This is a genomic window from Halalkalibacter oceani, from assembly GCF_040544555.1.
Lineage (GTDB): Bacteria > Bacillota > Bacilli > Bacillales > Bacillaceae_D > Halalkalibacter > Halalkalibacter oceani.
This window is the reverse complement of record NZ_JBEPKD010000003.1, coordinates 68354-81293: the sequence shown is the minus strand read 5'-3', so window position 1 is coordinate 81293 and position 12940 is coordinate 68354. Positions and strand designations below refer to the sequence as shown.

The window sequence follows — 12940 nt, the reverse complement described above, 5'->3', positions numbered from 1 at the left end:
AATGATGACGACGATTTCGGAAAGCTATATGCTGCCAAATCAGCAAAAGCAGACAACACAGCAGCAAAATCAAGACATTCTGGGCAAGGATGATTTCCTGAAAATCCTCATTACGCAGCTGCAAAATCAAGACCCGTCCAATCCGATGGATGACCGTGAATTCATCGCGCAAATGGCGCAATTCTCCACCCTTGAGCAAATGACGAATATGAACAACTCAATTCAAAAATTTGTCAATTTGCAAACGAGCCAAAGCTTAGTGCAGCACAGTGAGCTGATTGGCAAAAAAGTAACGTGGATGAGAATTGTCGATGTCGATGAATACCGTCAAGATATTGAGTATCTTGATAATACGGTTCAAGCCGTCCGGCTCGAATTGGATGGACAAATTCGCATTCAGCTTGATGACGGACGCTGGATCAGCAACGAACAAATTTACCAGGTGAGTCAGAAAAATGAGCCGGTAGAGCCAAATCCGGACGAGGAAACGGATCCGGAAGAAGATCCGGTAGAGGTACCTGAAGAAAACGAAGAGCCGGGTGACCAATAAAGGAAGTGAGCAACGATGGATCCAAGGATTCAGAGCCATGCATTACAAAGTCTTCCTAAACCTGCGCGTCAAGTAGCACAAAGACCCGTTCAGCAGCCAGGCAGCTTCCAGCAGCTTTTGCAAACGGAATTACAGACACCGGCTGAATTAAAAATCAGCAAGCACGCCCAGCAGCGAATGGATACACGCGGAATTGAGATTTCCACCGAACAGTGGATGGCGATTCACGATAAGGTGAAGGAAGCGAAGGCTAAGGGAGTTAACGACTCACTTGTGCTAACGAGTGACGCCGCTCTTGTCGTCAGCGCGAAAAACAACACCGTCATCACCGTGCTCGACCGGGAGGAAGCGAAGTCACAAATTTTTACGAACATTAATGGAACGATTGTGATCGATTAAAGGCTGGACCCGCAAAGGGAGGCCTCACACACTGCCGACTGACAGAGGCAGCTACTAAAGGAGGAAAAATCAGTATGCTACGTTCAATGTACTCAGGAATTTCAGGTATGCGCAACATGCAAACAAAGCTTGACGTCATCGGCAACAACATCGCCAACGTCAACACATTCGGCTTTAAAAAAGGAAGAACGACGTTTCAGGATTTAGTCAGCCAGCAGCTCGCCGGCGCGACAGCACCTGATGGTAATAATAGTGGTGGAGTCAATGCCCGCCAAGTAGGGCTTGGAATGCAGCTAGCTTCTATCGACACGCTTCATACACAAGGCAGCTTGCAAAATACGAACCGTGAGCTTGATTTAGGGATTTCAGGGGATGGATACTTTGTAGTTTCAGACGGTGATACATTATTTTATACGAGAGCAGGGAACTTTTACCTCGATTCTGAGGGAAATTTGGTTAACTCACAGGGATTGCAGGTTCGTCAAGTTGACGATGAAGACTCAATAGGTAACCCTATTAACTTTGCTGATCTTCTTGGAGAGGATCGGGATGACTGGATTGATTATATTGAAAGCTTTAGTATCGGAGCAGATGGTAGCATTAATATTATCAATAGCGATGGTGAACTTGAAGACATAGATGCTCAAATCGCTCTCGCTAAATTCAGTAACTCTGAAGGGCTGCAAAAAGCAGGAAATAATCTTTATACAGTCTCTGCTAATAGCGGTGATCCACGCTATTATGCTCCCGGAACTAACGGCGCCGGCGAGCTCGTAGCCGGGACGCTTGAAATGTCCAATGTTGATCTGTCTGAGGAGTTTACTGAGATGATCGTGGCGCAGCGCGGGTTTCAGGCGAATACGCGGATCATTACGACATCTGATGAGATTTTGCAAGAGCTTGTTAACCTGAAGCGATAACCTGACATAGAATCTACTAATCAAGGAGGTTGGAGCCAGGAGCGAATGCCTGGCTCTCCCATAACATAATGATTGAATTAATTCGTTTAAATGGTCATCCGTTTTTGTTGAATGCGACGCTTATTGAGCAAATCGAGGCCTTGCCGGATACAACGATTACGTTACAAAGCGGAAAGAAAATAGTCGTGCGCAATGATATTGAAGATGTCAAAGCACGTGTCAATGAGCAGTTTGCGCAAATCGGGCTGCTGGCGAATAGAGATAGAGATGTGGAGGGTTCCTGATTGTTTAAGAATAAGCTAGTGAACATTATGCTCATTATATTAGTTGCCCTGACGCTGGTCGGTGTGGTGGCCTTCGTCCTTGTTAATCATTTTACGAATCAGCCTGATCCGTATGCTCCGCCGACGATTGACGAAATTATCTCCCAATCGTATGAAACGGAGGAAATTACAACGAACTTATTATCCGATGATTTTATCCGGGCTTCCTTTATGATTCATGTAACAAATAAACGAGCACTTGACGAAATCCAAAAGCGTGATTTTCAGGTAAACAATATTTTACTGCGTGCTCTTTCAGGAATGCGCTCCTCTGATCTGGCAGGTCCTGAAGGAATTGAAGCATTTGAGGAGGCTGTCCGCGATCAGCTCAATGAGCTGATGCAGGAAGGGCAAGTCATTCAAGTGTATACAACAAGCTGGGTCATTCAATAATTTTGTGGTGTATTTGAGATTGAGAGGTGAGGTTCTTGGCTGATGTTCTATCACAAGGGGAAATAGATGCTCTGTTATCGGCTATTTCCACGGGACAAATGGATGCTGATGAACTAAAAAAAGAAGAAACCGAGAAAAAAGTCAAAGTCTATGATTTTAAGCGCGCGCTGCGATTTTCAAAGGATCAGATTCGGAGTTTATCACGAATTCACGAGAATTTCGCCCGGTTGCTTACGACTTATTTCTCCGCCCAATTACGGACCTATGTCCAAATTACAGTGACATCAGTTGATCAGCTGCCATATGAAGAATTCATCAGGTCGATTCCAAAGATGACGATCCTCAATGTGTTTGAGCCTTATCCGCTCGATGGTCGACTGTTAATGGAAGTGAATCCGAATATTGCGTATGCGATGCTGGATCGTTTATTGGGAGGCAAGGGTGACAGTATTAACAAAGTGGAAAACCTGACAGAAATTGAGACGAGAATCATGTCTCAGCTGTTTCAACGAACGTTGGACAGCTTCCAGGATGCCTGGAGCTCTGTGATCGAGCTTGAACCGGTCATGGAAGAGATTGAAGTGAATCCCCAATTTTTACAGATGGTTTCTCCGAATGAGACGGTCGTCGTCATTTCCCTGTCGACAACGATCGGGGAGACATCAGGAATGATTAATATTTGTCTTCCTCATGTGGTACTAGAAGAAATTTTACCGAAGTTATCGGTTCATTACTGGATGCAGGAAAAGAAGAAACAGCGCGCTCCTGGTGAAGTGCTGACGATTGAACGGACACTGAACCGGGCACCATTGCTTGTTCAGGCGGAGCTGGGCACATCCGAAATCTCCATTCAGGAGTTTCTGCATTTAGGAATCGGGGATGTCATTGAATTGGATCAATCGATTCATGAACCGCTTCTTGTGAAGGTCGGGGGAGAGCATAAATATTACGCCCAACCCGGTAAAATGAAAAATCAAGTGGCTGTGCAAGTCACGGAATTGATTGAGGAGGCTGAAGAGAATGAATGATGATATGCTTTCCCAAGAGGAGATAAATGAATTGCTGAAAGGCGTTACGCAGGAAGATGAGGCTGATGAGCCGACAGACGGCGATGACGAATTACGTGTAGCCGATTATATTTCTGATATCGAGAAAGACGCCCTTGGTGAAATTGGTAACATTTCATTTGGAAGTGCCGCTACGGCATTGTCTACGTTATTAAGTCAAAAAGTTGATATTACGACACCGGAGCTTTCCTTGATTTTGAAAGAAAAACTGGAAAAGGAATTTCCGCAGCCCCATGTGGCGATCCATGTTCAGTATACTGAAGGCTTCCAAGGTGTGAACTTACTTGTGATTAAGACACAGGATGCGGCGATTATCGCTGATTTAATGCTTGGCGGCGACGGAACATCTCCATCAGATGAATTAAGCGAGATGCATATTAGCGCCGTTCAGGAAGCGATGAATCAAATGATGGGCTCTGCCTCGACGTCGATGTCAACGATCTTTAATAAAAAGGTCGATATTTCTCCACCGGGAATCAATTTACTCGATTTCCATGCCGATGAAGGCACAGAGAATGTACCTGAAGACGATATTCTCGTCAAAATTTCGTTCCGGCTGAAGGTTGGCGAGCTGATTGACTCAAATATTATGCAGCTTGTCACCGTGCCTTTTGCGAAAAAACTTGTTGAAGAATTGATGAATCCAAGTACGCCTGAGCCTGCCAGTGAGCCGGCAGCTGTACAGGAAACACCAGCGCCCTCCCGCCCGCAGGCAGAGCAGCCAGCAGCATCTCAAGCGCAGCAGGCAGCAGAACCGCAGCGTGACCGGGCAGCAGCGCCACCACCACCGCGTGAGCAGCAGCATTTAGGCGGGGTGTCCTATCAGCAGCAACGGGACGTCGATATTCAACCAGCCGCTTTTTCAAGCTTTGAAGCACCGCAGCTGACGCAGACGGAAGCGAATAATTTGAATATGCTGCTTGATATTCCTCTCCAAGTGACAGTGGAGCTTGGCCGGACAAAGAGATCAATTAAAGAAATTCTTGAATTTACCCAAGGTTCGATTATCGAGCTTGATAAGCTCGCCGGAGAGCCTGTAGATATTCTGGTAAATCAAAAGTTAATTGCCAAAGGGGAAGTTGTCGTCATAGATGAGAATTTTGGCGTTCGCGTGACCGAGATTGTCAGTCAGGAAGAACGAATCAGAAACTTGAGATAATGAGTGGGGGAGAAACATGTCAGCTAAAGTGTTAATCGTTGATGATGCAGCATTTATGAGAATGATGATCAAGGACATTTTAACGAAAAACGGGTTTGATGTGGTTGGCGAGGCCAATGATGGCGCCCAAGCGGTTGAAAAATATCAGGAGCTGTCGCCTGAACTTGTAACAATGGATATTACAATGCCGGAAAAAGACGGCATTACCGCCTTGAAGGAAATCAAATCGTTTGATCCAGAAGCGAAGGTGATTATGTGTTCGGCGATGGGCCAGCAGGCAATGGTCATCGATGCGATTCAAGCTGGGGCAAAGGATTTTATCGTCAAGCCATTTCAAGCGGATCGCGTTCTGGAAGCGATCAAAAAGACCATTGGGTAAGCAGAAAGAGGAGAGTGGGTTTTCATGCATCAAAGACGCATCGTTGCTTTCGTAATTCTCCTCCTCCTCACATGCCTTCAACCAGGCTTTGTCCTGGCCGAGCAAACAAATGAAAATCGCACCGTAACGGAATCGCTGCAGCAGCCTGAAACGGAAGCAGCTGATGAAGCTGAAGCCGTAGAAGGTGAAAGTGAAGCGGAAACGGTTATTTCAGAAACGGACGTGAACGAAGAGTTTTCTGAGCCGAACACCTTTCTAATGTTCGTCCAAATGATCGCCGCGCTTGCGTTTGTTGTTCTGCTAATGTATGTGCTATTGCGCTTTTTCTCAAAGCGTTCGCAGGCGTTTCAGGCCAATCAGATGCTGCAAAACATTGGTGGCGTGCCGCTTGGGGCGAATCGCTCGGTTCAAATCGTCAAGGTTGGAAATCGCCTGCTCGTTGTCGGGGTAGGGGAAACGATCCAGCTGTTAAAAGAAATTGATAATGAAGAGGAAATGAAACAGCTTCTAACGCAGAAGCAGGAGCAGTTTGCCCAGTTGAACGAGCCAATTAACAAGCTGTTTGGCGCCGTCAAAGGACGCGGGAAGCAAGCGCCGGCAACTGCGGAAACGAATCGGGACGCGTTCAAACAGTTACTGTCCAAGCAGCTGAAAGATGTTTCGCATTCGCACGATAAGCTGCACGATGCTGTAAGGGAGCGTGACAAAACGTGATAGACACTATGATCATACCGGCAATCACCAACATTCCGGGCATCGATCTTGGAAACTTTCTTTCCGATGATCCGGCCAATGTGGCGACGACGCTCCAATTGTTGCTCGTTTTAACGGTTTTGTCACTCGCTCCGTCGATTTTGATCTTAATGACCAGCTTTACGAGAATCGTCATTGTCCTGTCCTTTGTCAGACAGGGATTGGCGACACAATCGATGCCGCCGAATCAGGTGTTGATCGGCATTGCGCTCTTTTTAACCTTTTTTATTATGGCGCCGATTTTTGCCGAAGTGAATGAGCAGGCGTTAACTCCTTTTTTTAATGGTGAGATTGATCAGGCGGAAGCATTTGAGTTGGCCGCCGCGCCGATGAAGGAGTTTATGGCGCAGCATACGCGCGAGAAGGATTTGGCGTTATTTATGGGATATGGCGGCTATGATCGCCCGGAAACGCTTGAGGATATTCCGCTGACGGCGCTTGTCCCGGCTTTTGCGATCAGCGAGCTGAAAACAGCCTTTCAAATCGGCTTTCTTATTTTCGTGCCATTTCTCGTGATTGATATGATCGTCGCCAGTGTGCTGATGTCGATGGGGATGATGATGCTTCCTCCTGTCATGATTGCGTTACCGTTTAAAATACTTTTATTTGTGCTGGTGGATGGATGGTATTTGATTGTTCAATCACTGCTGATTAGCTTTAATTAGAGGGATGGTGTGTAGGGTATGAGTTCTGAATTTGTCATCAGCATGGCTGAAAGTGGAGTGTGGACCGTTTTACTCGTAGCAGGACCGTTATTAATTATCGCCTTAGGACTCGGTTTGCTCGTGAGTATTTTCCAGGCTACCACGCAAATTCAAGAGCAGACGCTGGCGTTTATCCCGAAAATTGTCGGAGTACTCGTCGCCCTGGTCGTTTTTGGGCCGTGGATGCTGTCGTACATGACAAATTTTGCTTATCAGATTTTTAATAATCTGCATCGGTATATTGGCTAATGACTGAGTTTGTTTCGCTGTTACCAGCTTTTCTGCTCGTGTTTGTCCGCGTGTTGGCTTTTTTTACCGTCTTACCGCTGTATGCGCATCGTTCGGTACCGAATACATTCAAAGTCGGTATTTCATTGTTTCTCGCCTGGATTATGATTTTTACAATTGACGCACCGATGCTTGTGTTTGATGGCACTTATTTCTTACTTATTATTAAGGAAGTTCTTGTTGGCTTACTGGTCGGCCTGCTAGCGACGATTCTTCTTTATGCGATTCAGGTAGCCGGAGGTTTTATTGATTATAATATGGGCTTTTTAATTGCGAATATTGTCGACCCTCAGACGGGAGCGCAAAGTCCGCTTATCGGAGGGTATTTATATACATTTGCCTTATTATTTTTACTTGCGGTTAACGGTCATCATCTGCTGCTTGACGGCATTTATTACAGCTATCAATATGTACCGATGGAGCAGGCGTTTCTGCCGCTTGGCCAGGAGAACATCGTCTGGCATGCCGTGTCGACGTTTAATGCGATGTTTGTCATCGCCTTTCAAATGGCTTTTCCGATCGTCGGCTCGCTCTTTCTCGTCGATGTCGGGCTCGGGATGATTTCCAGAGCCGTTCCACAGATGAATGTCTTTGTCGTCGGTTTACCATTGAAGATACTCGTCGGGCTGCTGCTGCTGACGGTTTATATGGGAGCATTCATGATGGTCGTCCGGGGATTGTTTGATCAAGTAATCGTAGCAATGCGCACATTGCTCGCCATGCTGGGAGGAGCATAAGCATGATTAGGCTGAACCTGCAATTTTTTGCCGAAGAAAAAACAGAAAAAGCAACACCGAAAAAGCGGATGGATCAGCGGAAGAAAGGACAAGTCGCCAAAAGTACAGACGTCAATACGGCGATTATCCTGCTTTTGGTTTTCCTCTTTCTTTGGCTATTTGGCGGCATGCTTGGTCAAACGCTGATTAATTTATTGAAGCATACGTTTCAAACGTATTTGCTGATGGATATAACAGGATCGAGCTTCGGCAGCATCTTTTATGAACTGACGATGGAATCAGCGATGGTTTTATTGCCGATTATGCTGATTGCGCTGATTGCCGGAGTGGCGGCGAGCTATATACAGGTTGGCTTCCTCTTTGCGCCGGAAGCGGTCAAAATGAAGCTGTCGAAACTCGACCCGATTCAAGGGGCAAAACGGATTTTTTCCGTGCGCGCGCTTGTTGAATTTTTAAAATCAATGCTGAAAATCTCGTTCGTCGGCGTCGTTGTTTTCGTCATCATTTGGACAAGCCTAGAAGATATCATGCTCTTATCGCAAAAAAGTGTTGCCGACGGCTTCTATGTCGTGGCACAGTTAACCGCTACATTAGGGGTCGCAGTGGCGATTCTGCTCTTAATCCTGTCGGTGCCGGATTATCTGTATCAGCGCTACGATCATGAGAAGCAAATGAGAATGTCGAAGAAAGACATTAAGGATGAGCATAAAAATATGGAGGGCGATCCGAAAATCAAATCGAAGCGGAAGCAGAAGCAAATGGAGATGGCGATGCAGCGGATGATGCAGGAAGTTCCGAAAGCCGACGTCGTCATCACGAACCCGACTCACTTTGCGATTGCGCTCCGTTATGATGAGACGAAATCGGACGCGCCGGTCGTCGTCGCCAAAGGTGTTGACTTTGTCGCTCAGAAAATAAAAGGGGTGGCGGCTAAGCACGACGTCGTCACGGTTGAGAACAAGCCGTTGGCAAGGGCGCTTTATCAGCAGGCGGACATCGGTGATCAGGTGCCGGAAGAGCTGTTTAAAGCTGTGGCCGAAGTACTTGCTTATGTGTACCGCCTGAAAAACAAAAAAGCGTAGCCCATTAAACGTTATGCACGGAGAGAAACGAATCATGTTTTTGAGAAGGAATTTATTTATGAAGGAGAGACCGTCGTGGGAGCAAGAGATCTGTCTGTATTATTAGGGGTTATTTTAATCGTCGCCATGCTTATCATCCCATTGCCGCCGGCGATGCTGGATGTGTTAATCATCATCAATATCTCTCTTGCTCTTATTATTATTCTAGTGGCGATGAATACGCGCGAGCCATTGCAATTTTCCATTTTTCCTACCTTGCTTCTACTCGTTACTTTGTTCCGCTTAGGGTTGAACGTATCGACGACAAGATCGATTCTTGGCAATGCCGAAGCCGGAAATGTCATTGATACGTTTGGGAACTTTGTCGTCGGGGGAAATGCGCTCGTCGGCTTCGTCGTCTTTTTAATTTTGATTATTATTCAGTTTGTCGTGATTACAAAAGGGGCCGAGCGGGTTTCTGAGGTTGGGGCACGGTTTACGCTTGATGCGATGCCCGGAAAGCAAATGAGTATTGATGCCGATCTGAACGCCGGGATGATTTCCGATGCCGAAGCGAAGGAAAGACGGGAAAAGATTGAACGTGAAGCTGATTTTTACGGGGCGATGGACGGGGCAAGTAAATTCGTTAAAGGAGATGCCATTGCCGGAATCGTCATCGTCATTATTAATCTTATTTTCGGTCTTGTCATCGGAATGATGCAAATGGGGATGAGTTTGAGTGATTCGGCGAATACGTTCACGTTGCTGACGGTCGGGGACGGGCTTGTCAGCCAAATACCGGCGCTGTTGATCTCAACGGCAACCGGGATCGTCGTGACGAGAGCGGCGTCTGAAGGAAGCCTCGGTCATGATATTACGAAGCAGATTCTCGCGTATCCGAAGATGCTCTATATCGCCGGGGGAACGATCTTCCTCTTAGGAGTCTTAACCCCGATCAACATGCTCCTTACGACGCCGATTGCGCTTATTTTGGTGATTGGCGGCTATCTGCTGTCAAAGCAGGAAACGAAGCTGTTGACGGAGGAATCGAGTGTGGAAGAGGAAGACGAGACGGACGATATGAAATCGCCGGAGAGCGTCGTCAACCTATTGCAAATTGATCCAATTGAATTTGAGTTCGGCTATGGGTTAATCCCGCTTGCCGATGCGAACCAGGGCGGCGATTTGCTTGACCGCGTCGTGATGATTCGCCGGCAAATGGCGCTCGAACTCGGGATGATCGTGCCTGTGATCCGGATTCGTGACAATATCCAACTGCAACCTAATGAATATACGATTAAAATAAAAGGAAATGAAGTCGCGAAGGGCGAGCTGTTGCTTGATCATTATATGGCGATGAGCCCTGGGATCGAAGACGAGTCGATTGTTGGGATTGAAACAATTGAACCGGCGTTTGGTCTTCCGGCGCTGTGGATCGGTGAAGAGATGAAGGAGCAGGCGGAGCTGTCAGGCTATACGGTCGTTGACCCGCCGTCGGTCGTTTCGACGCATCTGACTGAAGTGATTAAACGCCACGCTCATGAGCTTCTTGGACGTCAGGAAACGAAACAGCTCGTCGATCATCTGAAAGAAACATATCCGGCTCTTGTTGAGGAAGTGACGCCGAATACTGTATCGATCGGTGATATCCAGAAAGTATTAACGAATCTGCTGAAAGAAAATATTTCAATTCGGAATTTGCCGATTATCTTTGAAACATTGGCTGATTACGGACAAATGACGAAGGACATGGACCTGGTTACCGAATATGTACGCCAGTCATTATCGCGGCAAATTTCCAAGCAGGTGACGACACCGGGCGAGCCGCTTTATGTCATTACATTAAGTGGAAGCGTGGAAAAGAGCGTCGCGGAAGCTGTTCAGCAAACGGAGCATGGAAACTTTATTTCAATGGATCCGGCGCTTTCGCAGCAAATTCTTGAATCGGCCGCGACAGAAACCGACCGTCTGTCGCAAATGGGACAGACACCTGTTGTTCTCTGTTCCCCTGCTGTAAGGATGTATGTGCGCCAGATGTTTGAACGGTATTTGCCCCATGTTCCGATCCTGTCATACAATGAGCTTGAGGCTGATGTAGAAGTGCAAAGTGTAGGGGTGGTGAATGTTGAATGAAGGTAAAAAAATATATCGCAGCGACGATGCCGGAAGCGATGAAGCGGATTCGCGGTGAATTAGGGGATGAAGCCGTCATCCTACATTCCAAGGAAGTGAAAACAGGTGGAGTGTTCGGTTTATTTGCGAAAAAACAGCTTGAAGTAGTCGCGGCGGTTGATCCTGGTCCGACAAGGGTTCGTAAGGAAACCCGTATCAGACCTGCTGCTTCGCCTTCTCCTTCCCCCGCAGCACGGACGAAGCCGGCCGAGCAGGAACGTTTACTGAAGGAAATGAACCAGTTGAAAGCGATGATTGGAGAACTGGCGACGAAGGAAAAAACGATTATAAGCGAGAACCATGAGTATCCTCAGCCGTTTCAGGCGATTGAGGACCAGTTGAAAAAGCAAGGGGTCTCAAAGCCGATCCGCCTGCAGCTACTCAAGCATGTCTTAAAGGAATGGTACGAGCAGCCAGAGGCAGAGCGGCCCGGCCAGGACATCGAAAAAGAGCTTGTCCGCTATCTCGAACAGGAATTAGCCGACGTCCCATTTGGCGGCTTTTCCTTCTCGAAAAAAATGATCAACATTGTCGGCCCGACAGGGGTTGGAAAAACGACGACGATTGCCAAACTCGCTGCCCACCTTCTTTTAAAAAAGCAAAAGAAAATAGCGCTTATTACGACTGACACGTACCGGATTGCCGCGATTGAACAGATCAAGACTTACGCGAAAATCTTAAATATTCCGCTGGAGGTTGCTTATTCCATTGATGACTTTTCCCGGGCGGTGGCGCAATTTGAACAGTATGATTATATTTTAGTCGATTCGGCCGGGAGAAATTTCCGCAATCCGCTTTATATCGAGGAATTGGCAAAGGTTATTGATTTTGAGCAGCAGGCCGAGACGTTCCTCGTTCTTTCGTTAACGGCAAAATATGAGGATATGAATGAAATTATCCGCCAGTTTTCTCTGCTTGAAATTGAAAAGGTGATTTTAACGAAACAGGATGAAACAGCAAGCCTGGGAGCGCTGCTTAATATTCCGTTGGAGCACGGGAAAGGAATTGCTTATATTACGAATGGTCAAAATGTACCGGATGATATAATGGAAGCGACTGTTCCTTATGTGATCCGCGCTGTTTTAGAGGTGGATGAGCATGAATGACCAGGCTGAAAATTTACGCAGAATCATGGATGCGCCGAAAGCGAAAGCGGAGGCGAAGGTAATCGCCGTAGTCAGCGGGAAGGGCGGCGTTGGCAAATCGAATATTAGTCTTAATTTCGCGATTTCGCTTTCGAAAAAGGGGTATCGCGTGGCGATCATTGATCTTGATATTGGGATGGCCAATGTCGATATTCTGATGGGCCTTTCCCCGCGCTACCACATTATGAATCTACTCGATTCAGAGCTGTCGATTTGGGATATTATTGAACAGGGACCTGAAGGAATTGCCTATATTGGCGGCGGCTCAGGTTTCTCAAAGTTTGTGGAGCTCGATGACCGGAAAATGGAACGCTTTTTCTCTCAATTTGAATTAATCGGACAGCATTTTGATTATATCATTTTGGATATGGGGGCCGGGGCTACAAAAGACAGCATCCAGTTTATTTTGGCGGCGGATGACGTGCTTGTTGTGACAACACCTGAACCACCGGCAATGACCGATGCTTACGCGATGGTCAAATACATTTATTTAAATGAGGGGCAGATGCCGCTTCATATTATTGTCAATCGTGCCGATTCAGATAAAGAGGGGAAACGAACGCTTGCCAGCTTTCAACGTGTCGCCAGCCAATTTTTGCAAAAAGAGCTAAACCCTTTAGGCTATATACCATCTGACCCGGCCGTGCAAAAAGCAGTGAAAGCTCAAGTCCCGTTTGTCCTTTACAAAAAGGAAGCAAAGGCCAGTCTGGCCATGGAAAAGCTGACGGCGCTATATTTGGGAGAAACGGCGAAAAAAGCTGTCGGCTTCAGTCAGCTGCTTTCAAAAGTGAAGCATCTTTTTAAAGAAAAGCAAGGATAAGCTGCAGAAGGGGAGCGGCGGATGTTTTTCTTCTTTGGCAAAAAACGGCCATGAAAAGAGCTGGACGTAC

General features: G+C 46.8%; 16 protein-coding genes. All 16 read left to right on the top strand.

The window, feature by feature from the left end; translation table 11 throughout:
• The first annotated feature begins 1 nt into the window (after position 1).
• The 16 genes from flgD (at position 2) to ABMB67_RS05455 (ending at position 12870) form a co-directional block, all read left to right on the top strand.
• Positions 2–550: a flagellar hook assembly protein FlgD gene (gene flgD, locus ABMB67_RS05530; RefSeq protein WP_251222018.1), complete on the top strand. Its 549-nt coding sequence runs from the start codon at positions 2–4 to the stop codon at positions 548–550.
• 15 nt (positions 551–565) lie between these two features.
• Positions 566–949 (top strand): TIGR02530 family flagellar biosynthesis protein, encoded by a 384-nt coding sequence (locus ABMB67_RS05525; protein WP_354571358.1) that lies wholly within the window; start codon positions 566–568, stop codon positions 947–949.
• A 74-nt stretch (positions 950–1023) separates the two neighbouring features.
• Positions 1024–1869 carry a flagellar basal body rod protein FlgG gene (flgG, locus tag ABMB67_RS05520; RefSeq protein ID WP_354571357.1) on the top strand — a complete coding sequence of 282 codons (846 nt, stop codon included), beginning with the start codon at positions 1024–1026 and terminating at the stop codon, positions 1867–1869.
• 29 nt (positions 1870–1898) lie between these two features.
• A complete protein-coding gene (locus tag ABMB67_RS05515) occupies positions 1899–2153 on the top strand; it encodes a flagellar FlbD family protein (protein WP_390189561.1) in 255 nt (84 codons plus the stop codon).
• Positions 2154–2585, top strand: a complete 432-nt coding sequence (gene fliL, locus ABMB67_RS05510) for a flagellar basal body-associated protein FliL (RefSeq protein WP_354571356.1) — start codon at positions 2154–2156, stop codon at positions 2583–2585.
• A gap of 35 nt (positions 2586–2620) precedes the next feature.
• Positions 2621–3613: a flagellar motor switch protein FliM gene (gene fliM, locus ABMB67_RS05505; RefSeq protein ID WP_251222022.1), complete on the top strand. Its 993-nt coding sequence runs from the start codon at positions 2621–2623 to the stop codon at positions 3611–3613.
• Positions 3606–4811, top strand: a complete 1206-nt coding sequence (fliY, locus tag ABMB67_RS05500) for a flagellar motor switch phosphatase FliY (protein ID WP_354571355.1) — start codon at positions 3606–3608, stop codon at positions 4809–4811. The genes fliM and fliY overlap by 8 nt, the downstream gene beginning before the upstream one ends.
• Positions 4812–4827: 16 nt before the next feature.
• Positions 4828–5190: a response regulator gene (locus ABMB67_RS05495; protein WP_251192158.1), complete on the top strand. Its 363-nt coding sequence runs from the start codon at positions 4828–4830 to the stop codon at positions 5188–5190.
• A 24-nt stretch (positions 5191–5214) separates the two neighbouring features.
• A complete protein-coding gene (locus tag ABMB67_RS05490) occupies positions 5215–5904 on the top strand; it encodes a flagellar biosynthetic protein FliO (RefSeq protein ID WP_354571354.1) in 690 nt (229 codons plus the stop codon).
• Positions 5905–5912: 8 nt separating this feature from the next.
• The gene (fliP, locus tag ABMB67_RS05485) at positions 5913–6608 is read left to right on the top strand and encodes a flagellar type III secretion system pore protein FliP (protein ID WP_390189643.1); all 696 of its coding nucleotides are present in this window, start codon (positions 5913–5915) and stop codon (positions 6606–6608) included.
• Between the two features lie 18 nt (positions 6609–6626).
• Positions 6627–6896 carry a flagellar biosynthesis protein FliQ gene (fliQ, locus tag ABMB67_RS05480; protein WP_251222026.1) on the top strand — a complete coding sequence of 90 codons (270 nt, stop codon included), beginning with the start codon at positions 6627–6629 and terminating at the stop codon, positions 6894–6896.
• Positions 6896–7672: a flagellar biosynthetic protein FliR gene (fliR, locus tag ABMB67_RS05475; protein ID WP_251222027.1), complete on the top strand. Its 777-nt coding sequence runs from the start codon at positions 6896–6898 to the stop codon at positions 7670–7672. The genes fliQ and fliR overlap by 1 nt, the downstream gene beginning before the upstream one ends.
• Before the next feature lie 2 nt (positions 7673–7674).
• Positions 7675–8754: a flagellar biosynthesis protein FlhB gene (gene flhB, locus ABMB67_RS05470; RefSeq protein WP_285890148.1), complete on the top strand. Its 1080-nt coding sequence runs from the start codon at positions 7675–7677 to the stop codon at positions 8752–8754.
• Between the two features lie 75 nt (positions 8755–8829).
• Complete coding sequence (flhA, locus tag ABMB67_RS05465; protein ID WP_251222028.1) at positions 8830–10866, top strand: flagellar biosynthesis protein FlhA; 2037 nt, start codon at positions 8830–8832, stop codon at positions 10864–10866.
• Positions 10863–12011 carry a flagellar biosynthesis GTPase FlhF gene (flhF, locus tag ABMB67_RS05460; RefSeq protein WP_354571352.1) on the top strand — a complete coding sequence of 383 codons (1149 nt, stop codon included), beginning with the start codon at positions 10863–10865 and terminating at the stop codon, positions 12009–12011. The genes flhA and flhF overlap by 4 nt, the downstream gene beginning before the upstream one ends.
• Positions 12004–12870: a MinD/ParA family protein gene (locus ABMB67_RS05455; RefSeq protein ID WP_251222030.1), complete on the top strand. Its 867-nt coding sequence runs from the start codon at positions 12004–12006 to the stop codon at positions 12868–12870. The genes flhF and ABMB67_RS05455 overlap by 8 nt, the downstream gene beginning before the upstream one ends.
• Positions 12871–12940 lie beyond the last annotated feature (70 nt).

What these genes read in the sequence shown, in the direction of transcription:
- ABMB67_RS05525 (WP_354571358.1), top strand. Translation starts at nt 566, where the DNA reads ATGGATCCAAGGATTCAGAGCCATGCATTACAAAGTCTTCCTAAACCT.
- fliQ (WP_251222026.1), top strand. Translation starts at nt 6,627, where the DNA reads ATGAGTTCTGAATTTGTCATCAGCATGGCTGAAAGTGGAGTGTGGACC.
- ABMB67_RS05495 (WP_251192158.1), top strand. Translation starts at nt 4,828, where the DNA reads ATGTCAGCTAAAGTGTTAATCGTTGATGATGCAGCATTTATGAGAATG.
- flgD (WP_251222018.1), top strand. Translation starts at nt 2, where the DNA reads ATGATGACGACGATTTCGGAAAGCTATATGCTGCCAAATCAGCAAAAG.
- ABMB67_RS05490 (WP_354571354.1), top strand. Translation starts at nt 5,215, where the DNA reads ATGCATCAAAGACGCATCGTTGCTTTCGTAATTCTCCTCCTCCTCACA.
- ABMB67_RS05455 (WP_251222030.1), top strand. Translation starts at nt 12,004, where the DNA reads ATGAATGACCAGGCTGAAAATTTACGCAGAATCATGGATGCGCCGAAA.
- fliR (WP_251222027.1), top strand. Translation starts at nt 6,896, where the DNA reads ATGACTGAGTTTGTTTCGCTGTTACCAGCTTTTCTGCTCGTGTTTGTC.
- flhB (WP_285890148.1), top strand. Translation starts at nt 7,675, where the DNA reads ATGATTAGGCTGAACCTGCAATTTTTTGCCGAAGAAAAAACAGAAAAA.
- fliY (WP_354571355.1), top strand. Translation starts at nt 3,606, where the DNA reads ATGAATGATGATATGCTTTCCCAAGAGGAGATAAATGAATTGCTGAAA.
- fliP (WP_390189643.1), top strand. Translation starts at nt 5,913, where the DNA reads ATGATCATACCGGCAATCACCAACATTCCGGGCATCGATCTTGGAAAC.
- flhF (WP_354571352.1), top strand. Translation starts at nt 10,863, where the DNA reads ATGAAGGTAAAAAAATATATCGCAGCGACGATGCCGGAAGCGATGAAG.
- flgG (WP_354571357.1), top strand. Translation starts at nt 1,024, where the DNA reads ATGCTACGTTCAATGTACTCAGGAATTTCAGGTATGCGCAACATGCAA.